This window comes from Luteolibacter algae (genome assembly GCF_042683045.1).
Taxonomy (GTDB): domain Bacteria; phylum Verrucomicrobiota; class Verrucomicrobiia; order Verrucomicrobiales; family Akkermansiaceae; genus Luteolibacter; species Luteolibacter algae.
In genome coordinates this window covers 33,413-56,885 of the sequence record NZ_JBHUIT010000003.1, presented here as the reverse complement: position 1 = coordinate 56,885, position 23,473 = coordinate 33,413, and the positions used below count along the sequence as shown (strand labels likewise).

Here is a 23,473-nt window from a genome sequence, read left to right as displayed (position 1 = left end):
GACCGGATTCGTTGGAAAATTTACCACAAGTCATGCAGCCAATTTATGAGGGGAAAGCGAAGCGACTGTGGGAAACCGAAGATCCTACAACGCTAAGGATGGAGTTTAAAAACGATGCGACGGCTTTCAATGGTGAAAAGAAGGCTTCCTTTGAGAATAAGGGGCGTCTCAATAATGCGATTAGCACACTGATTTATCAATATTTGGAAAAAGTAGGGGTGCCGACTCACTTTGTCCGTCAGATTGACGAAACAAACGTTGAGGTGAAACGTGTCGAAATCCTGATGGTGGAGGTGATTGTAAGGAATATTTCCGCTGGGAGTTTCTGCAAGCGCACTGGGATGGAAGAAGGAAAAGCATTCGAAACACCGATTATCGAGTTTTCCTACAAGAGCGATGAATTGGGAGATCCGCTTATCAACGATGATTATATCCGGGAAATGAAACTGGCATCGGTTTCGGATCTCGAATTTCTGAGGGAATCCGCCTTGAAGGTGAATGGGATTCTCAGTGAGTTGTTTTCGGAAGTGGGATTGAAGTTGGTTGATTTCAAACTGGAATTCGGGCGTCTTGCCAGTGATCCATCAAGAATCGTCTTGGCGGATGAAATTAGTCCGGACGGGTGCCGCCTTTGGGACCTGAAGACCGGAGAAAAAATGGATAAAGACCGTTTCCGTCGTGATTTGGGAAATGTCATGGAGGCCTATGAGGAGGTGCTCGGTCGTCTCAAAGCCCGCCTTTCCGCGTAAACAGACTGCTTGTTCTTTATGAAAAATTACCTGATTCTAATGGTTTGTGCCCTGGCGGGTTGTGCCGGCCCCAAGGAAGCGCTGGTGGTGAAACAATACACCCTGCGGGATCAGGTAACAGATAAGACGGACGATCCCATGGTCCGGCAGGAAAAACTGCGTCGCCTCTACGGGGCGGTTAGCATGGAAGAGCGGGGCAATCGTCTTGGACAGTATTTCACAGTGCTGTGGAATGCCGAAGCAGGGGCGAAAAAGGAACTGCTTTTCCAATACCTGCAGGGAGAAAGCGGCAGCCGCGTCAAAACGATGCGCCGTGATATTTCTGGATCTGGAGCCCGGGGAAAGGAAGAATTCTCGGTGATCGGAAAGGATTATTTCGAAAATGGACGGGTGCTTGCCTGGAAGATGAGTCTCATTGTCGATGGTGAGCCGATTTCGACCAAGCAATCCTATCTTTGGGAATAGCTGGAAAACAGCTCTGTCATCAAGGTTTACCAAGCTGTCTGAATGGAGAACATCAGACGGCTTTTTTCATTTTTACCAAAAGTTTGGATAATCGGGCTTGAGAGATGGAAAAGCCGCGCCGAATCTCCGGCGTGAAAATCGAGATACTCAATACCGGAACAGAACTTTTGCTTGGCAATACGCTAAATACCCATGGTGGTTGGTTCGGGAAGGAACTTTTCGGAATGGGATTGAGAGTGGCGCGGCAGGCGACTGTTCCGGACGGCGATGCGATCCGCGAAGCTTTTGAAGAGATCGTCGATAGAGCCGATGTTCTTCTGATTACCGGTGGTCTGGGGCCGACTAGTGATGACTTAACCCGTGAGATCGTGGCTGAGACTCTTGGGATAGAGCTTGTCCAGGATGAGGCGGCGATGAGGACCTTGGAGGTGTTTTTCTCTGCAAGAAACAAAGTGATGGCAGAGGCCAATCTCAAACAAGCGCTTGTGCCTGTCGGCGCTGATGTTCTGCCCAATCCGAATGGAACGGCTCCTGGGCTTTACCTTCCGCCGCGTATCAACGGTCGCTCGAATTGTGCAATTTTTCTACTGCCCGGCCCCCCGCGTGAACTTTATCCAATGTTTCACGAAGAGGTGAAACCGCGAATCAAAGCGCTGGCCGGTGTGGAGAACATTTCTGATGTGCTTGAACTGAAGTTCACGGGAATCGGCGAGAGCGATTTTCACCAGAGCATTGATGCCGAATTGGCAGCGATCGACGGTTTGGAGTATGGTTATTGCGCACGGATCGGCGAGGTGGATTTACGACTGATCGGGAAGCCCGAAGTTATCCGGTTTGCGAGAGATCTCGCGGTCGATCGCTTTTCAGGCGGTCTTATTAGCGAAGATGGCTCCAGTCTTGAAGCTACGGTAGTTCGGCTACTTGCTGAAAAATCCCTGAAATTGGCATCTGCAGAGAGCTGCACTGGTGGCTTGATTGGAAGTAGGATCACCGATGTTCCCGGTTCGAGCGAGGTTTACACCCATGGCTGGATAACCTACTCAAACGAGGCAAAGGCAAGTCAGATCGGCGTAGACGAGGCCTTGATCGCTGCTCATGGCGCTGTGAGTGAGGAGGTAGCGATAGCAATGGCTGAAGGTGCCAGGAAGGAGAGTGGAGCCGATATCGCAATTTCGGTGACAGGTATTGCCGGACCGGGTGGTGGAAGTCCTGAAAAGCCCATCGGCACAGCATGGATTGCTCTTGCCGCAGAAGGTTGCGGGACCAGTGCCAGAAGATTTTTCCATCCCCGCAATCGTCTCGATTTCAAGGAGTCTGTCAGTCAGTCCGCATTGGATATGATCAGAAGACATTTGATGAAAATCTAGATGTGATTTCAGAGTTGTCTGGCAGGAGAGAAATCAGAAGGATCGCGCATGTCGAAATATGCTGGTGAAGAAGTATTGGTGGTGAAACGTGCCTTGCTCGAAGAGATTGGAATGTTCGAGGGGCTCCGTGCCGATGGTGTCGATGACGCAGTGGCCGCTCTGCTGGAAGACGATGCTCATTTCTTCATGGATCGTGCGCAGGCGGAAGAGGACCCAAGCCACAAGCAGATCATCCCTTACTGCATTTTTAAATGCGGTGAAAAAGTTCTGCATTATACCCGGGGTAAGGCAGGCGGTGAGAACCGTCTTCATGCAAAACTATCGATCGGGGTGGGCGGTCACATCAATCCCATCGATATGCTGGATGGAAGAAAAGGCGCGGCGGCCTATTATTCAGCGGTTCAAAGGGAGATAGATGAAGAGCTTGAGATTCTCTGCGATTACGAGATGCGGATCGTGGGCTTGCTCAATGATGAGTCGAATCCGGTGGGTGAAGTCCACTTGGGAGTTGTCCATCTTGTGGAGCTCGAAAGCGAGGAAGTTTCATCCAGAGAAGACGCTTTGACAGATCTTTCGTGGGCGACTATCGAGGAGCTCAACGAAGAATTATCCGAAAGATTGGAAACGTGGAGCCAGCTCTGTGCCGGATGGCTCGCCGGGCAAAACTAAGGTATTACTTGTAATACTGCGTGTATAGTTTTTCCGCGCATTTGGCTGCTTCGGTGGGGCCCTTCAGGCGGGTGAATTGATAGGTCGCCACCAAACGAATGACTGTCAGAAAGCGCAAGCCGAAGTTATCATTCCACTTCACCGCCGAGACCGACCACTCGTGGCCGAGATAAAGGATAGGTCCTCGTTTATCTAGCTGCAGGCTTGCCTCAACGTCTTCCATCAACGGTTGTGCAGGAAACCCGCCGAGGCTATCGAGCGCACTTCGCCGGATAACCATGGTTTGATCTCCGAATGCGACTCCGCCGAACACAACCCGAAGTTCGTTAAGTATTTCCACAAGCAATGTTCCAGGAGAGACTTTGTCAAACCTCTGCCCGAGAACCATCAAAGCCGCCTCCGGATGCGCTTCGATAGCTAACATAAGATTTTGATACCATCCCTGTGCCGAGATGGTATCCGCGTGGGCGACTAGGACCCAATCGGTGTCCAATTTGGAGATTCCAGCTGCAATCTGATTGCCACGACCCAGTTGTTGTGAAGCATCTGCAATGATGATTTGAGTTCCAGCGGGAAGCTCGTTGCCAAGCCTTTCGACGAGTGCCTCTGATCGGGCGCCTTGTGCTATTACAGGGATCACAATTCCAAGATCGTTCCTGGCTTTGGATTGCCGCCCGGTCTTCAGGAAGTAAGCGATCCTAGCTGGTAGGTGTCGGTTCTGGGCAAGAAATGCGCAAAACACAGGAATCCATATGAATAAAGAAACCTCGGGCTGGAATCCCCACCAGCCATGGACTGCCTGAGTGCGCCAGGCGAGGAAATATACGGCCATAGTTATCGAGGCTGTAGTCCAACCAAAAGAGGGTCGTAATGCGGCGAATGGTAGAATCCAGGCAAGATACCAAAAGTGAACAATCGGCGAGCAAATGAGTAGCAATGTCAATGCAATGCCCGATGATGCCGCTAACGCCAGGCCGCGGATTCGTGCGATACACACTGCGGTAAAGCCCACAAAAAAGACGATATAACAGAGAGCACGGACGAGTAGTTCGTTTGCGCCTAGAACGCTGAAAAAAGTAAATAGCGGTCCGTTGAAAGCGCTGTTCCCCGCGAAATCGGAGGTGCCTCTGATCCATGAGATCAGTCCGTCACCAAAGGGGATCGAGGGAGCAATCAACATCAGGAGAAATACCCCGAATGCGGGTAATATAGTAGCTACGTGCTTTATGGTTTTTCCGGCGTTTCCCGTGTCCGGAACAAGGAACAGCGGCAACAAAATCAGCGCGATAAATTTTATCTGGACCGCAAGAGCTAAAAGAAAAAGGGCTGGCAACAACCGCTTCGCTTTTGCTGCCATCAGAGCGCCTAGAATTGTGGCGATCATTAGGGAATCGAAATGGGCTTCCGCCGCAAAGGCGATCAGTATCACAGGATTGAACGCATAGAACCCGGCCCACCGAAGGGGAAATCGTTCACGGTTAAGGATGATGATAACCAGCAGGAGGGATAATAGATCCGCGGCTACCGATAAAATTTTGAATGAAAACGGGTGATAGTGGATACTTGCCGTTCCCGCCATAATCCACTGAATACCCGGAGGATAAGCGGTAGGACGATCGCGATGATTCATTCCCTCCCAATAGATATCCCGTCTCTCCATCCACCGTGGGTCATCAGCTGTGCTGAGATACGGATTTTCCCCGGAGGAGACCAGCTTTCCTTCCCATAGATAGCGGTTCACATCGTCCGAGACCGGAGAGGGAAGAAGCAATATCCGTAGAAGAATTGCGCCAAACACAAGCAGCCCGATCGAACTTTTACCGGTGACTGCTGGGAAGGTAAAAACCATTCCGAGCATTGTAATACCTAGTCCGCTGAACAGAAAGACACGGAGCTCCGGTTCGCTCTCCAAGGCTGGCAGCAAGGCCCAAGCCGTGACGAAGATCAAACCGAGGATGAGCGAGACTGTCCACGCAATAGGGCGGAGGGAAATCATGGAACTAGGCTGTCCGTAGTTGCTCGCGGAGGCTTGAAGTGCCCACCATCATAAAACCAAAAAAGTAGATACTCATGAAAGGTAGGATCGTGAGATTCCCATAATGAGCGAGAAGATAGATGGACCATGCCGCGTAAAATCCGGCGCCGATCTCTAGCATCGGCAACAGGTTCGATCTTGTCCGGTAGGCCTTCTTGATAACCTCGCCGGATTTCGGTGTGCGGACAAAACCGCTTTTGATGCCGAGAAGTGCCTCGAAAACCGCCCGGGTATTTGAAATGCAAATACCGAAGCCCACCAGCATCAGCGCAGGCAAGATGACGACCCGGCGCGGCCATTCTTTCGGGTAAAGAAGAACCTGGCAGGAAATATAAAGGATGGAAGGCCCCAGAGTGGCGAGAATCAACGGCACAGAAAAGATCGCGACGATAACCGGATGATAGCTGGCGGACCCGATCTGTCGGAATGTCGGATACGCCAGGAGAACCACCAGCAACATCAGAAAATGTGCGAAATAATGGCAAAGGTGAAAGAGTGATTGTAGCTTTGTGAAAAGGCTCTCCTTTGACCGCAGGACAGTCGGTAATAGTTTGATAGCCGTTTGCAGGGAGCCTTTCGCCCAGCGAAATTGCTGGCTTTTGAAAGCCGTGTAGCTTTCCGGAAGCTCGGCAGGAACCGTCACTGCCGGCACATATTCGAGATGCCACCCGCGCAACTGCGCACGGTAGGAAAGGTCCAGATCCTCGGTCAATGTGTCCGCTGTCCAGCCACCTGCGTCGTCGATGGCAGTCCGCCGCCAGACCCCGGCGGTCCCATTGAAGTTGAGAAACAATCGGTTTGCGGAACGCGCGGTTTGCTCAATGAGGAAATGACCGTCGATCCCGATTGATTGCGCACGGGTAAGGAGTGAGTGCTCACGGTTCAAATGCGTCCATCGTGCCTGAACGAGAGCGGTATTTTGGTCGGCCAGGTGGGGCAGCATTTTCCTGAGAAAATCCGGAGCAGGGATGAAATCGCTATCAAAAATGGCGATGAATTGGCCTTTGGCCTCCGGCATGGCATCATTCAATGCACCCGCTTTGTAGCCATGGCGCTTTTGTCTACGGAAAACGTCGATCCAGATTCCCTTTCCGCGGAGCTCGGCAGCCAGTCTGTCCACCAGTTCCCGGGTCTCATCATTTGAGTCATCGAGAACCTGGATCTGGTGCTTGCCTTGCGGATAATCGAAGGCGGCAACGGCGGATATAACTCTACCTGCAACATTCAGTTCATTGTAGAGCGGGATTTGAGTGGTAACGATTGGAAGATCGGAGTCTGCTACGTTCTTGATCCATTGTTCCTCCTGTTCAGTTTGCCGTTCGGCGGTGCTTCGTGCACGGCGTTTGTATAGGTAAAGGAGTATGTAGGAATTCAGCCCATAAAAAATGAGTCCGAGGCTGGCGGTGACATAAAGACAAAGCGCAAAAATACGCAAAATTTCCAGGAACATGCTTAAGAATTATCTGCGTTTTTTTTGCGCCGCTCGGCCAGTTGAACCAAGGATGCAGGAAGGGTATCGAAGATTACTTCCCGCCCACCAGAGGTTTCTTTTCCAAATCTACCGAAATTCAGAACGCCGGTTGGGCAGCTTTGGACACATGCGGAGCAGCGCACACATTCCGGGTCTTTCAAAGGCTTGCCTTTATTAGCGAAAGCCATGACATCAATTCCCTGGTGGCATACGGTGGTGCAAACGTTGCACGAAATGCACTTGTCTTTGTCGGCAAAGATCCTGAAGCGCGTGAAACGGGCGTAGATGTGCATCAACGCCGCCAGTGGGCAGGCAAATCGGCACCATACACGACCTGAAAGATGGAAATAAAATGCCACACCGAGAACGCCGGCCAACCAGAGATCTACAAAATATGAGTAATTGAGGACTGGCATGTCATAAAGCAATTGCTTGAAAAGATCGTTCAGTCCGGTGGAGGGGAAGATCCAGCCGACGATGCGGACCCCGAGAATGACGAAGGCGAAGGCAAGAATCACCTGCCCAAGCATGTTGAGCTTGTTCCAAAACGGGCCATGCGGCATTTTATGTCGCTGCGCATCGCCCATGGTCTCGGCAAGAGCCCCGCAGGAGCAGATCCAGCTACAATACGCGCCTTTTCCCCAGCGCCAGACGATGAATGGGATGATCACAAAAGTCTGGACGAAGCCGAGAACCAGCCACCCCCACATTGGAGCATCGGTGAAAAGATTGAAGACAAAGAGCGGCCACGCGAGAATGAAACCGAAACTCCGCCAATATTGATCCGGTGCGGTGCCGGGCCCATTGGATAAAAAAGTCTCGCCGAACCACTGGCCGATGCCGCCGGAGGTGAATACGCCGTTTCCGCCCATCCATGGGAAAACAAAGTAGGGAAGTATAAATAGCGGGATCCACTGGATGAGTATCAGCACCGTAGTCTGGCGCTTCACATATGGTGTTTTACGACGGCGGATTCTGCGTAGGCCAAAAAAGAAAACGCACAGGCAGTAGGCCAGGGAGTAGTAAAATCCGGGATCGCTGATCGAGCTTTTGACAATTTGTCCTACAGTCCCCGGCGTGTCCCACCAGCCGGTAAACATTGTGTAGAGATTACCCGGTCGGGGATTGAGAAATGCTGGCAGCTTGCCTCCAAAAGGTAGATCGCCTCCCTTTTTCCAATGATACATCCATACGCAGAAGAGCAGTGCCAATGACATCGTCAGCCAGAATTTCAGACCTTTGTCTCCTGTGACATTGATGCCGGATTTGCGGAAAAAATCCAGCGGCGCCTCACGCCCGATGAGGGTAAAGACATAATCGTTGTCGATCACGTTATCACAACCGTCCTCGCCACAGAGAGTAACGGATTCGTCTGAAATATCCTGTAGATTTGTGCCGAGCTGGAGAGTGAGCCTGCCTTCCGATTCCAATTCTTGCAGCTTTTCGATGTTCTCAGGCTTGGGGCGGGAAAATTCCTTCTTACGGTAAGATAGATCAACGCTCGCTCCTGCCTCCGCGAGGGAAATCGCAGCTTCCATGGCAGAGTCGCCTCCGCCTACCACCAAGACTCGTTTTGCCGAATATTTGGAAGCATCGATCAAGCGGTTGGATACTTTGTCCAGGCCCTCTCCGGGGACGTTGAGTTTGCGGAAGTTCCCCGTGCGGCCGATGGCAACAATGACCCGATTGGCCTTTATTACGCCGCTATCCGAGTGAAGCTCGATATATCCGTCCTGGCGCGTAAGTTTCTCAATAGCAGCTTTGGTTGTCTCAATTCCATGTTCCTCCCGCTGGGCGTTTAGCTCCACCAATAGATCTTCTTTGATCTCCGCATGAAAGCGCATTTCACCGGCTGGGGTCATCTCCGTTGGATACGCGTAGATAGGCTTTTTTCTCGGGAAATTCCGTATGGTGGAGAAAGATTCGGCAGACTCGTAAATGGCGTAACGAAGTCCTTTCTTTTTTGCTTCAATGGCTGCGGAAATACCGGAAACACCTGCTCCGATGATAGCGAGATCCAATAAGTCCGTATCAGCACCGCCTTTGGAGAAGCCGGGCTCAGACAGTATGGATGCGACTGCCCGTGCACCGGTATCGGCGGAGAACTTCAGCAATGGGACGCCGGTCAGATCCCCGACAATGTAGATCCCGGGAACATTGCAAGTGCCGTCATCATTGACTTCCGGAGATTTTTCCACTTTCCCGGCAGGCCATTTGCCGTGAAGCCAGTTGAAGTATTTTGCAATAGGGTTTGCCATCATTTTGAGAGGTTCCGCAGGTGCGAATCGCGGGATCAACGAGATGCCCGGATACACCTTTGGAAGAGCCCTCGCGTGCGGCAGTATTCCAGAAAAGTTGTAAAAAATGAATATATTCCTCGGCTCTTAGAGCGCGGTCAGCGGAATCGGCGGAGCCAAACGGAGTCTAGAGCCAGAACTTGCCCGATAATTCCAGGTTTGAGAAAATTGACCACCCGTTCTGAGCCGAAACGGAACCGGGAGAGACGTCCATTTTGCCGAGTGCGCCGCGGGCTCCGGTTTTGTCCGGTTATTGTCAGCCGGAACATCACTGACATGATTCCGGCTGGATAGGAGTTCCGGATTTACCCGGCCGTTTACTCCTTGTCGGCACACGGTAGGGTTCCCACAGGGCAATCTGCCACGCCGATGGTTCCACGAGTCATCGCTTCCACATCTGCCTGGGCTTTCCCGGGATTCATCACCCAGTTTCTATAGAAATCGAAAGGACATGCCGCGACCCCCTTATCGCCGTCCCCGGAATTATGAACCCCGGTGTAGCCGCGGTGTAGTAATTTGAAAAGGTGGTTCTGAGACTGGTCATTGGCGCGTGCATCACGGATCTGGCTCACCGAAAGCTGCGCGTATTGGACACCCATATCCTCTTCTCCACACTCGCCGAGAGTCCTACCATCGAATCCTATGATCGCAGAGTGACCGAAGTATGAATAAACTCCGTCGAACCCGGCGGCATTTGCAACTGCGACATAGCAATTGTTCGCCCAGGCCATGCTCTTTGCCATCATCACCTGCTGCTCTTTGGCCGGATACATATACCCTTGGCAGCGAACAATCAGCTCAGCTCCTTTCATCGCACAATCGCGCCAAATTTCCGGATAGTTTCCATCGTCACAAATGATCAGGCTGATTTTCATCCCTTTCGGGCCTTCGGAGACATAGGTGGTATCGCCGGGATACCAGCCTTCGATGGGACACCAGGGAATGCACTTCCGGTATTTTTGGACGATCTCACCCAAATTATTGATAAGAATGAGGGTATTGTATGGAGCTTTATTGGGATGATCCTCGTGCTGTTCTCCTGTAATGGAAAACACACCCCAGGTATTGGCTTCCCGACAAGCCGCGCTAAAAATCCTGGTCTCATCTCCCGGGATAGTGGCAGCAGTAGCCATCATTTCATCCCGGTCATACATGATGCCCATGGTGCTGTATTCCGGAAAAATCACGAGATCCATACCAGGCAGCCCCAGTTTCATCCCCTTGATCATCTCCGCAATTCTTGCTGCATTTTCCAAGACATCTTCACGCGTGTGAAGCCGTGGCATCCTGTAGTTTACAACTGCTACTCCTACTGTATCCGGGCTACTGGAAATATCTCCGTGTCTCATAAGTTCGATCTGATTTAAGCTTTCGGCTACCCAGCATCCTCCATACCAGATCCTGGCGTTAAACCGCTTCATCAGGATACTGTAGATCTAGTAAAATGGCTCATACGTGCGGATATTTTCCATATCTCAAAACCGCTGGTTTTAGTTGGCCAGCTGCCTGCGTTGCTTCACTTTTTCCGGTTTTGTGCAGCTCTATCGTGGTGCCAGATAAACGGATTTCCCGGATACAAATATCCCAGCGCACCAGCTTTATAGCCACCGATTGCAGGAATATTTGGGATTTACCTGGCGGAGGGTCTCGTGAAGTATACGCCCATGAGCGATTTCGATGCATTTGAGATAAAAATGAGGACTGCGGGGATGGGCGATGCTCCTGTGGCTGTCTTTCGCAGGAATTATGAGGCTCTCCTCCGCAATGAGACGGGTATGATCCCCGAAGAAAGCATTGAGCCGAACGCCGATTTGCTGAAGGCGGAGGAACTCCCATCGCATCAGGAGCCGGGTCTGCTCGGGCAAGTGGCGGTGATAAAACTCAATGGCGGTCTCGGGACGGGGATGGGCCTGCAGGGGCCGAAGAGTCTTCTCGCGGTTCGGAAGGGGGTAAATTTCCTCGATCTGATGATCCGGCAGACGCTGTCCCTGCGAGAACAGAGCGGAAAGAAGGTCCGGTTGCTGCTGATGAACAGCTTTAGCACCAGTGAGGAAACGCTAGGTCATCTCGCGAAATACGAGTCGGATGGTCTGTCATCCGCCACGGAGGTGGAAATGATGCAGAACATGATTCCCAAAATCGATGCGGAAACGCTAAAGCCTGTCGAATGGCCTGTGGATCCGGAGCAGGAATGGTGCCCTCCCGGGCATGGCGATCTGTATCCCGCCTTGGTGGGCAGCGGTTGGCTGGACCGCCTGCTGGCAGAAGGCGTGAAGTATGCTTTTGTCTCGAATTCCGATAATCTCGGAGCAATCCTAGATCCTTCGCTGCTGGCATTTTTCGCGGAATCCGGCGCTCCGTTTATGATGGAAGTCACCCGCCGCACTGCTGCGGACAAAAAGGGCGGACATTTGGCCAAACGGAAGCGCGATGGACGGCTTTTGCTGCGGGAGGTCGCCCAATGTCCCGAGGAAAACCTGGAGGAATTCCAGAACATCGGGAAGCATCGCTATTTTAATACAAACAGTCTCTGGCTGAACCTGGAGAGATTGAAAGCCCAGCTTGGTGCGGATTCTGGAGTGCTTCCGTTGCCGATGATTAAGAACCGCAAAACTGTCGATCCTCGTGATCCCGGCTCTACGCCTGTCTTTCAGCTGGAGATTGCTATGGGCTCCGCGATCGAATGCTTTGAGGGGGCGCTGGCCATTGAGGTTCCGCGCAGTCGTTTCGCGCCTGTGAAAACCACATCCGATCTGCTTGCGCTGAGATCGGATGCCTATGAAATCCTCGAAAACGGCCAGGTCAGATTGAGGAATGAACGCAATGGCGTGCCACCGGATATCTCGCTTTCAGCTGAGTATAAACTAGTGGAATCCTTGGACGCACTTGGCGTTCCCAGCCTGATCAAATGTGATTCACTTGTCGTTTCCGGTCTGATCGCTTTCGAAGAAGGTGTGATCGTTGAAGGAGATGTAAAATTTGAAAATCCGCAGGCGGAGCGAAAAGTCATCGCCGCGGGAACTTATAAAAACGGAAGCTATTAGTATGTGGAAAGGACGTTTTGCACAGGATACGTCGTCGCTGGTTGAACAGTTTGGCGAGTCGATTTCATATGACTGGAGATTGTTTCCGCACGACGTTGCGGGATCCATCGCGCATGCGCGTGCACAGTTGAACGCCGGGTTGCTGACAGAGGAGGAATTCAGCTCGATTGAAGAAGGGCTGCGCGGGATCGAAACCGATATCCGGGAAGGTCGCTTTGAGTTCCGGACTTCTCTCGAGGATATCCACATGAACATTGAGGCGGAGCTTACCAAACGCATAGGTGCTGCCGGCGGAAAGCTCCATACGGCCCGCTCGCGCAACGATCAGGTGGCGACAGATACCCGGTTGTATTGTCGCACCCAGATTGATGGTTTGCTCACGGCGATCACTGGTTTGGAAAAAGTCCTTCTGGACCAGGCTTCCCGGTATGCGGCGACGGTGATGCCAGGCTACACCCACCTTCAGCGTGGTCAGCCAGTGACGGCGGGTCATCACCTTCTGGCGTATGTGGAAATGTTGGAGCGCGATAAGGGGCGCCTTGCGGATTGCCGGAAGCGTCTGAATATTTCGCCCCTCGGCTCTGGAGCGCTCGCGGGGTCCACGATTAATTTGGACAGAAATGCTATCGCAAAAGAGCTGGGTTTTGATGGTATCACGCATAACTCGATGGATGCGATCGCGGACCGCGATTATATCGCAGAGCTGCTTTTCACGATCTCCATGTGCGGTGTCCATCTCTCGCGTCTCAGTGAGGATCTGATCCTGTGGTGCAGTAGTGAGTTTGGCTTTTTGAACCTTTCCGATGCACATACCACGGGCTCGTCGCTCATGCCGCAGAAGAAGAACCCGGACGTGTGCGAAATCACCCGCGGCAAGACGGGACGCCTCGTGGGAAACCTCATGAATCTTCTCGTTGCGATGAAGGGTTTGCCGATTACTTACAATCGGGATCTGCAGGAGGACAAACCTCCACTTTTCGATTCCGTGGATACCCTTCTGCTCGTTCTCGCGGTGAATACCGAGATGATTGCCGCGATGGAAATGCGAGAGGAGAAATGCCTGGCAGCCGCAAGCGATCCGATGCTGTTGGCCACCGACCTCGCCGATGCGTTGGTGAAAAGCGGCGTTCCTTTCCGCTCCGCTCATGAGCTGGTGGGCAAGGCGGTCGCTGAATCTGTAAAAAGCGGGGTGCCGCTCGATCAGCTGGATCTGAAAGAAATCGATGATGCCTACACTGATGAAATGAAATCCGTCTTTTCGCTGGAGGTGGCATTAGCCGCCCGGACAAACGTCGGTGCTCCATCCGTGGAGAACGTGAAGCGTGAGGTTGAAAGGTGGCAAGCGTGCCTGTAATTTATCCGCCGATAGATCACTGGATCTGGCTGATTCCCGCAATTCTGATCGGGGCCTGTATTGGCTCTTTTTTGAACGTGGTGATCTACCGGATCCCGTTGGGTATGTCGGTGAATAAACCAAAACGTTCGTTTTGTCCTATTTGTAAAAACCAACTTTCAATCTGGCAGAATATGCCGGTGGTGAGCTGGTTGTGTCTGCGCGGTAAATGTGCGCATTGCCGCGCTCCGATTCCTTTCCGCTACATTGCGGTGGAAATATTAACCGGAGTGCTTTTCGGTCTGGTTTGGTGGAATTTCCCTCCCCAAATAGCGCTGTTCCTGTGGGTGTTGATGGCTCTTCTCGTCGTGATTACCTATATCGATGCAGAGCATTTGATTATCCCGACAAATCTTACATGGGCCGGCTCGCTCATCGGCCTGATCGGTTGTGCGGTGTGGCCCGAGATATCCGAGCTGGCAGGTTACAATATGAGCTGGATCGACGGCTTGGTGGATGGCGGGATTGGCTGGGTAGCTGGCTTTTTCGGGCTTTGGGCGGTGGTTGAATTAGGGAAGAAAGCTTTTGGGCGCAAGGAGATGAAATTCGATAAAGAAGTCGACTGGCAGCTGAGAGAACCCGAGGGCGACGAGGATCCCCTGTGTTTTGTCATCGGGGAAGATTCCGTGCCCTGGTGGGATATTTTCTCAAGGAAGACCGATAAGTTGATCGTCGATGCCACGGAAGTCGTAGTGGACGGCGAGAAAACCGGTGGTGGTCGGCTGATTATCCGTGAGCAAGACATCGAGCTAGCGGATGGACGCACCTTCCAACTGGAAAATATGGTTTCGCTGAGTGGACGTGCCAATGGCGCGGTGATTCCTCGTGAGGCCATGGGAATGGGCGATGTCCATTTGCTGGGGATGATTGGTGCGTTCTTCGGATTCAGTGGAGTGTTTTTCTCACTGTTCTCAGCGTCCCTTTTTGCATTGATCGCGGCATTGATTGGCAGAATCGGCTTCGGCAAGCAGTTGCCCTTCGGGCCGTTTCTGGCGATGGGTGCTAGTGCGTGGCTATTCGGAGGCTACAAGCTGTGGGAGTGGTATATGAACCTCGTGGGTATCTGAGAGATTTTTCAGAAACCGGATCATTTTGCTTCTAACGATCCCGCCTCCCCGTAGTATGGCCGGAAATCGGTTGAAACCGATTTTTTTTCTGAAAACCCATGGAAAATCCACTCTATCAGCTTATCCGTGATGCATTTGAGAACGATGCATCCGACGTTTTTTTGATGGAAGGAGAGCCTCCCCGCATACGGAGATCCGGCGTTGTCGTGCCGCTCAATCCCGAGCCAATTTCCCGCGCAAGTTTGCAGGAACTTTGGCACGGCTGTGATGTGAATCCAACTCTGAGAAAGGAAGCGGACGTCTCCTGGCATGTTCCCGGGGGGGGGAGGTTACGGGTAAATCTCTATCATTCACTGGGGCGGCTCGCTGCGGTGATGCGCCCGATCAAGGAAGATATTCCAAGCCTGGAAGGCCTTTCCCTGCCCTCGCAGCAGCTGGAAGCTTGGATGAGAAAACCCTTCGGATTGGTGCTCGTCACCGGGCCCACGGGCTCGGGGAAATCCACGACGGTGGCCGCGTGTCTGGAATGGATCAATCAACAGCTACCCCGACACATCGTGACGCTGGAAGATCCCATCGAGTTTCTTTTTACCAATAAACAATCGCTCTTTTCCCAGAGAGAAATCCGGCAGGATTCCGAGAGTTTCGCCGAGGGCTTGCGTTCGGCTCTCCGGCAAAGCCCAGACGTGCTCTTCCTGGGTGAAATCCGCGATGCGGAAACGGCTCTGACCGCGCTGCATGCTGCCGAAACGGGCCATCTGGTGATCTCTACCTTACATAGTAGTGGCGTGGTTGATACACTGGATCGGTTCATTCACCTGATTGGCTCGGAAAAAAGCGGTGGTGCGCTCTATTTGTTGGCCTCGCAGCTGATCGGGATTATCTCCCAGCAGCTTTTGCCGCGGAACGGCGGTGGAATGTTCCCGGTCCTTGAGTTTATGCAAAATGAAGCGGGCACCCGCCGCTGGATCATGGAAAAACGTCTTCCGGAGCTTCAGGATTATCTGCTGAAATCCAAGGAACCGACAAATTGTTCGCTTCTGGAATATCTTGTGGCATCTGTGAAACAAGGGTTCATCGAGGCAGAAGTCGCCCGTGGCGTTTCCGCACGTCCCCAGGATTTCGATCGCGTCATGCGAGGTATCCACTGAAAAACTACCAATCCCCGAAAAAAATGCCCCGCGAAATAGTGGAATATCTTCAGGAAACCGTCCTTAGAGGCGGCTCCGATTTACATCTCAGCCCGCTGGCACCGGCGTGCGCGAGATTGAACGGATCACTCATCGCTCTGGATGATGAAGCACTTGATTCGGAGGCTGTGAAGAATCTGATACTGGACACCATGTCAGAGGCACAGCGGGCCACACTCGATGAAGAGTGGGAGCTGGACTACGCATTGCAAGTCGAGGGCGTGGGAAGATTTCGCGGGAATGTTCACATCGTGCGCGGAAATGCGGAGGCGACTTTCCGCCATATCAAAGATGAGATCCCGGAACTGGAAACACTGGGACATCATCCGGTGATTCATCATTTTTGCAATATCCGCAGTGGATTGGTGCTGGTGACGGGCACAACAGGCTCTGGAAAATCGACCACGCTGGCCTCCATGATCCGCAGGATTTCCGATAGTCGGAGGGGGGTGATCATTAGTCTGGAAGACCCCATCGAATACGTTTTCAACCATAGTTCCTGCCTGATCAAACAACGTGAAGTCGGCAGCGATACGAAGAGTTTCCCGCGTGCGCTGCGTCAGGCGCTGCGGCAGGATCCTGATGTCATCGTCGTATCGGAGCTCCGGGATCTGGAAACCATTCGTATCGCAATGACAGCTGCGGAGACCGGGCATTTGGTTCTGGCCACCCTGCACACGGCGGATGCGCCGCAGACGATTGATCGGTTGGTGGACGTTTTTCCCGCGGATCAGCAGCCCCAGATCGTAACCCAGCTTTCCACGGTGCTTGAGGGGATCGTCTGCCAGAGATTGCTTGCGAGAGCTGATGGAAAGGGGAGGGTGTTGGCTACGGAAATCATGCGCCCCAATCACGCGATCCGGCACTGCATCCGTGAGCATAAGCTCGAACAAGTTGTCGGGCTGATGGAGATCGGCTACAAAGAGGGAAACCGCACGATCGACCAAAGCGTAAAGAGTCTCCTGGAACAGGGCTTGATCACACGGGAGGATGCGATTTTTCATAGCCGCGAGCGCGGTATCTTTGAAAATCCGGAGCCGCCGAAGAAGCCGAAATCCATCTGGAGCTGAGGATGACGAAGGAGCCCGGAAGACTGAAACTTCCTCAAGGATAGGCTAACTCAAAATACCTTTGATCAGCTCGCCATGGACATCCGTCAGGCGGAAGTCTCTACCTTGGAAGCGATAGGTGAGACGCTTATGATCCACTCCCAGTAAGTGCAGCATGGTGGTGTGAAGATCATGCACGGAAGTTGGATTTTCCACAGCAGAGTATCCCAGCTCGTCAGTGGAGCCGTATACCGTCCCTCCTTTGATGCCGCCTCCGGCAAAGAAGACGGAAAATCCTTTGATGTGGTGGTCGCGGCCTGTGCCCTGAGCCATCGGAGTCCGTCCGAATTCTCCCCCCCAGATGACCAGAGTATCTTCCAGAAGGCCACGCGCTTTGAGATCTTTGATCAGTGCTGCGGTGCCCTGATCCACGTGCTTTGCAGAGACAGGGAAGTTCTTTTCCAATGAGTTGTGATGATCCCAACCGCGATGATAGAGCTGGATGAAACGCACGCCGCGCTCGGCCAAACGCCGTGCCATCAGGCAGTTTGACGCAAAGCTCCCATCGCCAGGTTTGCAGCCATATAGATCGAGGATATGCTGGGGCTCTTGGCCGAAATCGGTCAGCTCCGGCACGGATGCCTGCATTTTGAAAGCTAGTTCATACTGGGCAATCCGGGCCGCGATTTCCCGGTCATGGCTGGCATCAAGCTGCATGTGGTTGAGGCTATTGATCGTATCGATGAGGTCTTTCTGCGCATTACGGCTTACACCTCCGGGATTGTTCACGTAACTGACGGGATCACCCTTTGATTGTAGCTGGACGCCCTGGAACTTGCTGGGCAGAAACCCATTGTTCCAGAGCTTTGAGGAAATTGGCTGGGCCTGCCCGCCACCCTCGCTGGTGAGCACGACATAGCCGGGTAGATTTTCCGAACTACTACCCAGTCCGTAGAGTGTCCATGCTCCCATACATGGACGCCCCGGAATAATGGAGCCCGTATTCATAAACGTGTGCGCCGGATCGTGGTTGATCTGCTCCGTATACATGGAACGGACCACGGCGATATCATCCGCAATGGTGCCGATATGTGGGAAGAGATCGTTGATCATCATTCCACTTTTTCCCTGGGGACTGAAGCCAAACCGCGGAGCCATTATCTTCAGCTTCGAGCCTTGGAGCTGCGCCAGTTGCTGCCCTTTGGTAAAGGAGTCCGGCATTTCCTGACCTTCCAGCCGCGTGAGCTCCGGCTTGGGATCGAAAGTCTCCAGGTGTGATGGTCCGCCTGCCATGCAGAGATGAATCACGCGTTTGACTCTCGGCTGAAAATGAGAGATGCCGCCGGCCGCCGCACTCAGCGGATCAATACCTCCGGATTTAGCCAGCAAGTCGCCGACGGCAAACGCGCCGAGACTGCTCAGAGATCGTTTCAAAAAAGTTCGCCGATTGGTATATGTCCGAAAATTTTCAAGTGAGGTGGGATCGATTTTCATAAACACTTAGTATCGGGTGATGGATTCATGGAGGTTAAGGACGGCACGGCTGACGCTGGTCCACGCCGCTTTTTCAGGCTCTGGGATTTTGTTTTTGCTGTGATAGAGACCGATGCCGAGCAGCTCGTCGGCTTGATCAGGTGCGGTCTGGAAGCGTTGGCGTTCTTTCGCCAGAAAGGAAGCCAGCCGGGTGACTTCCCGGGGGCTGGGGGATCTTGCCAAAACGCGAAGATAGAGGCTCTCGATTCGGCTTGAGTCGTCTGCGCTAGCGGTCAGGACCTGGTCAGCCAAGGCTCTGGCTGCCTCGACGAATGTCGGGTCATTGAGCAGATTGAGAGCTTGCATCGGGGTGTTCGATACAGGCCTGGAGACAGCGCATTCATCTCTACTGGGGGCATCAAAAGCCATAAGCATCGGGTGCAGGAAGGTGCGCTGCCAGTGGGTGTATAAACCGCGGCGATACTGGTTTTCGTTGTGATCCTCCTGATAGGTGCGCTTCGGGAAGTTCAGTTGACGGTAATAGCCGGCAGGTTGATAGGGGGTGCTGCTTGCGCCTCCGATCCGGCGCACGAGGAGGCCGGAAGCGGAGAGCACATTATCGCGGATGTTTTCCGCCTTTAGCCGGCGGGGAGTTTGGCGGGCCAGCAGCCGATTGTGTGGATCGATCAGATCGAGCTCAGGGGTAGATCGACTGGTCTGACGGTAGGTTTTCGACATAAGTATCGTTTTGATCAAGTGTTTGATATCCCAGCCGGACTCCATGAATTCCGCAGCCAGCCAATCCATCAGCTCTGGATAAACCGGGTATTCTCCCTGGAGTCCGAGGTCTTCCGGAGCGCTGGAAAGGGGTGTCCCGAAGAAATCGGCCCAGAGGCGGTTCACGTAGGTTCGCGCTGCCAGCGGATTGTCGCGATTGACGATCCATCTGGCCAGATCCAGGCGATTGAGCCTTCTGCTGGAATCCGAGGTGATCGAGAAATCGAGAAATTCGGGAGTGGCAGGTAGCACGATTTCGCCACTCTCGTCCATCCAGTTTCCGCGTGGAAGAATACGTATTTCACGGGGAGTTGCGCTGATCGTTACGGGAGTTTCACGCGTGCCGTGGATGAACTCCGCCAAGAGCTGGTGATTCTCTCTGAGAGCGATTTGATCAGGGCTGCCAGCATGGGTGGTGAAGAAAATTTCCCTCAGCCCGGACATGGATCGGGTGTCGGATGGATGGTTGATACATTGCCGGAGAAGCCTAATTGCTTCATTGCTCAAATTCCCGATTGGGACCGCGTGCAGGGTGGTCTGTAGTTTGAAATTCCGGATTTGGGTCGGCTTTGCATCCTTTGCGTGGGCATTTTCGATGAATGTCACTTCGGAAACTTCAGCATGCCGGTGCTTCTTAAGCTCACGCAGGTCGATGGTGAGAGTGGACCATTCGCGGGCTTTCGGCATCGCGCCTTTGTTGATCAGGATGCGTTGGTCGGATTCTTTTTTGGGGGACTTTCCCCAGAAGAAAACATACCGGGCATCAGGAAATGTGAATTCCACCGCGGCACCATTTTTCGAGCTGTCAGGCTCGCCGGGAAAAATCTCCAAAGAAAAACGGTAGCCGTTTTCAGCAGGCAGTTGCCCCTTGGCAATCCGGAGGCCTCTGTGTTTTCCGAATGAGGGCAAGGGATACTCGGCGGGAAGCTTGCTGTCGTAGGCCTGACGTTTCTCCGAAAGCCATTTCTGGAATTCAACTTCGGCGGCCTTTGTTCCATGCCTCAAAACGTTCCATCGTTCCGCAAGCTCTGCTTCCAGTTCATCACTGTCTTGAAGAAAGGTCCGGTTCGGAACGCGAAGCGAAGTGCCGAATTTTGTATCTATTTTGACAGCCGGATCTTTCAGGAATTTCGAGAGGTCCTCTTCCTGAAAGCTTCCGGAATTGTTGTAGGCACCTCTCTCCAAGATGTCCGAGAAGAAGGCGGCAAACGAATAAAAGTCCTTTGCGGTAAACGGATCGAACTTGTGATCATGGCATTCCGCACAGGCAAGCGTGGAGCCCAGAAACGTCGTAGAGGTAGTGCGGACGCGTTCTGCCTGATACTTTTTGAGATATTCCTTGTCCTGTATTCCACCTTCCTGGCTGCTCTGGTTCAGGCGGTTGAAGCTGGAAGCGACGCGCTGCTCCAGCGTTGCGTTTGGAAGAAGATCCCCGGCGATTTGCTCGATGGTGAATTGATCGTAAGGCTTGTTGGTGTTGAAGGCATGGATCACGTAGTCGCGGAACGGGGAAGCATCGCGGGTTTGGTCTCCATGATAACCCAAGGTATCCGCGTAACGGACTGCATCGAGCCAGGACGCAGCCATGTTTTCTCCAAAATGCGGCGATGCCAGAAGCTCATCCACCAAGCGTTCATAGGCGTCAGGCGATTGATCGCTCAAATAATTCTCTATCTGCTGCGGAGTCGGCGGAAGGCCTATGGTATCCAGATAAAGCCGGCGCAGGAGTGTTTCCCGGGAGGCTTCCTGTGAGAGCTTCAGCTTCTTCTTTCCTAGATTGGACTCTACGATTTCATCGATGGAACCGGCTTCCGGACGTTCCACTCGTTTGTAGGACCAATGGCTATCGTATTCCGCACCCTCCCGGATCCACTTCACCAGTTTTTCCTTCTGCTCCGGGCTCAAGCTTTTATGAGCTTCCGGCGGAGGCATCACCTCACTGCTGTCTTTGGAAAAGATCCTCTCGACCAGATCGCTGGATTCGGGCTCTCCCGGAGCAATGGCGTATGCCGCGATGGCTTCCGCGCGGATATCCAGCCGCAGATCGGCCTTGTTGTTTTTCACATCCGGGCCATGACAGTAATAGCAGTTGTTCGAGAGGATGGGACGGATATCCCGATTGAAATCGATCGTCTCCTGTTCCTTCGTATTCTCGGCATAGAGAGCGTTCGGGGCTATCGCCAGGCCTATTGCGATAGCCGCGCGGGAAAAAGGTCGGATCCAGTGATGCTTCGGATGCTGCATATGGATTTATACCGAAGAAGTGCAGAATGTGACGCGGGAAGGATTATTTATTCGAAAATCCGGATTTCGTTGAGCCCGCCGCTGCCTTCGTGACGATGCTTTTCCTTTTTATAATGGGATTTGCCCACAATGCGGACGTATCGGGCTTCCACACTGGGAAAGTCAAAGCGTTCATAGATGTAGGCACTGCTTTCCGTCGTTTCGATCGCTGCCAGCCGGGCTTCTACCTGTGTGGTGTAATGCACGCCATCGACGGAGGTCTGAATTTCGAAATCTTTAAGCCCTCTATCGGCGTGATGGCGGTTTCTGGTATTCTGTAGATCGACCCGGGAGATTTTATGCGTCTCCAGGAGATCCACCGTGACGGTGCCGGATTCGCCATTTGGAGCCAGCCAGAAGGACCAATCCCACGGGGATCCGCTGTCGCCGTCCCGGTTGTCTGTGAGAGCAGATGGCCCGAAGGTTTCACCATTATCAATCGAGTTGTAATGGCTGGAACTGCTCGCTGGTTTCCCAAGGGCAAGATTATGGAGAGATTTTAAATCACGGTCCGCGTCCGTGAGTGCGAAAGTTCCGGTAACTTTCACGTCCTCTCCGTTTACCTCATCGACAATACGTTGGGATTTGTGATTACCGAGAATCGCGAAACCTTTGCCCTGTTTTATACTGATGGGCGTGCTTGTTTTATCGTCGAAGATTACCTCACCTTCGTAGACTTCCGTCATCACCATCGAATCAGTGACTCCGTTACCGATCGTCACCCCGAATTTTGTGCCAAGGTCCGTCAGGTCGCCTACGGGTGTGATCACCTTGAAAGCCCCCGGTTTTCCCTGGTGGTGCACGGTGATCGTGCCGGAGGAAAGCAGTATGGAATGATTGTCCTGCACCTGATACCAAGCAGGTCCTTCGATGATTGCAGTGGTCTTGCTCGGGAATTCCAGAGCCACTGCGCCGCGCATCAGGTGCATCATCCGGTTTGTTGCCGGGTCTCCTGTTTTAACATCGGAACCACGGAAATCCGTCTGCTTCAGTGCTACATATTTCACACGGATGGTATGCCCGCGGGCTGCGAAAAAGGTAACGATCGCACCGACTAATACGACGGCTGCGGAAATGAGTAACAGGCGTGGAAGGATGGGTTTTCCGTTGGGGAAATGGAGAAGATTCTGAGGTTTCTGGAGCTTGTCTGGTGAAAGTTTCGCGCAGATATCAAGGCCGTTGTGAACCTCCACCAGAAGCTGGTATCTACTGGACAGGTCGGAGTGCTCGGAAAGCAACCGCTGGAATTGATCAAACTCTTCCGGAGTGATCTCTCCATCCAGATATTTCCATACGAGATCGTCGAAATCTGTGAAATGTGGCTTCATGAAGGTTAGTTCTGGGTTTGGGCTTCGATGCAGCTGGAGAGCTGTGAACGTAGCCTGCGGAGCATCTGCGATAAGGTGTTCGGCTGGCGGTTGTGCAGTTTGGCGATGGTTTCGAGGCTGTTTTCCCCATCATATCTCTGCATGAGGAGTGATCGCTTGCTGCTGTCCATCTTTTCGAGACAATGCTCAAGAGCGTCCTCAAGCGCCGAGTTTTCGTGGAAACGTGGAGTATCCTTTGCCAAAGTTTCCAGCACGGCATCGGTGAAGACCAGACGTTCCTTATCTCTTCCGGCATCGCGGAAATGGGCCTTGGTCTGAAAGTAAGCGATGCGATAGGCCCATTTGAGAAAAACTGTGGCGCTATCCCAATCCGCCCGCTTCTGCCAGATGACCAGATTGGTTTCCTGAAGGATATCGTCGGTATGGTGACGATCGCCCACAAGCTTCCAGATGTAGGCACGCAGAGGAGTCTGTGCTTTGGAGATCTCCCCGACGATCACGCTGTCTGTCTCACTGTTTCCATCCATTTCATGCTTTATACCGGAAAAAGCTCAAATATGACACGTGCGAGATTATTGGGACCGGATTCTTCCAATACCACCTTCTCGGCGGGTTGTTCAACCGCTGGATTGGTCAAAACCCATCCCCGGGAAACAAGGCTACGCGGCAAGTTCAATGCTTCTGTTTCTATATTGCTTCAAGGGTATTGGTGTTCGGGATTTATATATTGGTAGCTCATGGTTTCCGAGGTCCATCCAGGTGCCGGATACCAATAATATATGCAAAGGCTTTATGCATGCAGCGGATTTGCAAACT

General features: G+C 52.7%; 17 protein-coding genes. 9 read left to right on the top strand and 8 right to left on the bottom strand.

All coding sequences use genetic code 11. The annotated features are described in order from the left end of the window. The first annotated feature begins 32 nt into the window (after nucleotides 1–32). The 4 genes from purC (at nucleotide 33) to ACFSSA_RS04550 (ending at nucleotide 3,250) form a co-directional block, all read left to right on the top strand. A complete protein-coding gene (purC, locus tag ACFSSA_RS04565; protein ID WP_386818756.1) occupies nucleotides 33–749 on the top strand; it encodes a phosphoribosylaminoimidazolesuccinocarboxamide synthase in 717 nt (238 codons plus the stop codon). 18 nt (nucleotides 750–767) lie between these two features. Next, the gene (locus tag ACFSSA_RS04560) at nucleotides 768–1,214 is read left to right on the top strand and encodes a hypothetical protein (RefSeq protein WP_386818754.1); all 447 of its coding nucleotides are present in this window, start codon (nucleotides 768–770) and stop codon (nucleotides 1,212–1,214) included. 104 nt (nucleotides 1,215–1,318) lie between these two features. Beyond that, entirely contained in the window at nucleotides 1,319–2,581 is a 1,263-nt protein-coding gene (locus tag ACFSSA_RS04555; protein WP_386818752.1) for a competence/damage-inducible protein A, read from the top strand. 48 nt (nucleotides 2,582–2,629) lie between these two features. Further along, nucleotides 2,630–3,250 (top strand): hypothetical protein, encoded by a 621-nt coding sequence (locus tag ACFSSA_RS04550; RefSeq protein WP_386818750.1) that lies wholly within the window; start codon nucleotides 2,630–2,632, stop codon nucleotides 3,248–3,250. Between the two features lie 4 nt (nucleotides 3,251–3,254). On the opposite strand, the gene ACFSSA_RS04545 is transcribed toward ACFSSA_RS04550, so the two are convergent. From ACFSSA_RS04545 to ACFSSA_RS04530, 4 genes are all read right to left on the bottom strand, one after another. Next, nucleotides 3,255–5,246 carry an MptA/MptB family glycosyltransferase gene (locus ACFSSA_RS04545; protein ID WP_386818749.1) on the bottom strand — a complete coding sequence of 664 codons (1,992 nt, stop codon included), beginning with the start codon at nucleotides 5,244–5,246 and terminating at the stop codon, nucleotides 3,255–3,257. 4 nt (nucleotides 5,247–5,250) lie between these two features. Next, the gene (locus ACFSSA_RS04540) at nucleotides 5,251–6,735 is read right to left on the bottom strand and encodes a glycosyltransferase (RefSeq protein ID WP_386818747.1); all 1,485 of its coding nucleotides are present in this window, start codon (nucleotides 6,733–6,735) and stop codon (nucleotides 5,251–5,253) included. A 2-nt stretch (nucleotides 6,736–6,737) separates the two neighbouring features. Further along, on the bottom strand, nucleotides 6,738–9,017 hold the full coding sequence (locus ACFSSA_RS04535) for an NAD(P)-binding domain-containing protein (protein ID WP_386818745.1): 2,280 nt from the start codon (nucleotides 9,015–9,017) through the stop codon (nucleotides 6,738–6,740). A gap of 353 nt (nucleotides 9,018–9,370) precedes the next feature. After that, nucleotides 9,371–10,402, bottom strand: a complete 1,032-nt coding sequence (locus tag ACFSSA_RS04530) for an aliphatic amidase (protein WP_386818743.1) — start codon at nucleotides 10,400–10,402, stop codon at nucleotides 9,371–9,373. Nucleotides 10,403–10,717: 315 nt separating this feature from the next. Between ACFSSA_RS04530 and ACFSSA_RS04525 the strand changes: the two genes are divergently transcribed. The 5 genes from ACFSSA_RS04525 (at nucleotide 10,718) to ACFSSA_RS04505 (ending at nucleotide 16,817) form a co-directional block, all read left to right on the top strand. Beyond that, complete coding sequence (locus tag ACFSSA_RS04525; protein WP_386818742.1) at nucleotides 10,718–12,097, top strand: UTP--glucose-1-phosphate uridylyltransferase; 1,380 nt, start codon at nucleotides 10,718–10,720, stop codon at nucleotides 12,095–12,097. Between the two features lies 1 nt (nucleotide 12,098). After that, a complete protein-coding gene (gene argH / locus ACFSSA_RS04520; protein WP_386818740.1) occupies nucleotides 12,099–13,451 on the top strand; it encodes an argininosuccinate lyase in 1,353 nt (450 codons plus the stop codon). Further along, entirely contained in the window at nucleotides 13,442–14,557 is a 1,116-nt protein-coding gene (locus tag ACFSSA_RS04515; RefSeq protein ID WP_386818738.1) for a prepilin peptidase, read from the top strand. The genes argH and ACFSSA_RS04515 overlap by 10 nt, the downstream gene beginning before the upstream one ends. Before the next feature lie 98 nt (nucleotides 14,558–14,655). Continuing rightward, entirely contained in the window at nucleotides 14,656–15,708 is a 1,053-nt protein-coding gene (locus ACFSSA_RS04510) for a type IV pilus twitching motility protein PilT (RefSeq protein ID WP_386818736.1), read from the top strand. A 23-nt stretch (nucleotides 15,709–15,731) separates the two neighbouring features. Beyond that, a complete protein-coding gene (locus ACFSSA_RS04505) occupies nucleotides 15,732–16,817 on the top strand; it encodes a type IV pilus twitching motility protein PilT (RefSeq protein WP_386818735.1) in 1,086 nt (361 codons plus the stop codon). A gap of 45 nt (nucleotides 16,818–16,862) precedes the next feature. On the opposite strand, the gene ACFSSA_RS04500 is transcribed toward ACFSSA_RS04505, so the two are convergent. Genes ACFSSA_RS04500 through ACFSSA_RS04485 form a run of 4 tightly spaced genes read right to left on the bottom strand, consistent with a single transcriptional unit; the run spans nucleotide 16,863 to nucleotide 23,184 of the window. Beyond that, nucleotides 16,863–18,290 carry a DUF1501 domain-containing protein gene (locus ACFSSA_RS04500; RefSeq protein WP_386818733.1) on the bottom strand — a complete coding sequence of 476 codons (1,428 nt, stop codon included), beginning with the start codon at nucleotides 18,288–18,290 and terminating at the stop codon, nucleotides 16,863–16,865. A gap of 6 nt (nucleotides 18,291–18,296) precedes the next feature. Next, entirely contained in the window at nucleotides 18,297–21,290 is a 2,994-nt protein-coding gene (locus tag ACFSSA_RS04495; RefSeq protein ID WP_386818731.1) for a PSD1 and planctomycete cytochrome C domain-containing protein, read from the bottom strand. A 47-nt stretch (nucleotides 21,291–21,337) separates the two neighbouring features. Then, nucleotides 21,338–22,657, bottom strand: coding sequence for a discoidin domain-containing protein (locus ACFSSA_RS04490; protein WP_386818729.1), 1,320 nt, complete (start codon nucleotides 22,655–22,657; stop codon nucleotides 21,338–21,340). Between the two features lie 5 nt (nucleotides 22,658–22,662). After that, entirely contained in the window at nucleotides 22,663–23,184 is a 522-nt protein-coding gene (locus tag ACFSSA_RS04485; protein WP_386818727.1) for a sigma-70 family RNA polymerase sigma factor, read from the bottom strand. Nucleotides 23,185–23,473 lie beyond the last annotated feature (289 nt).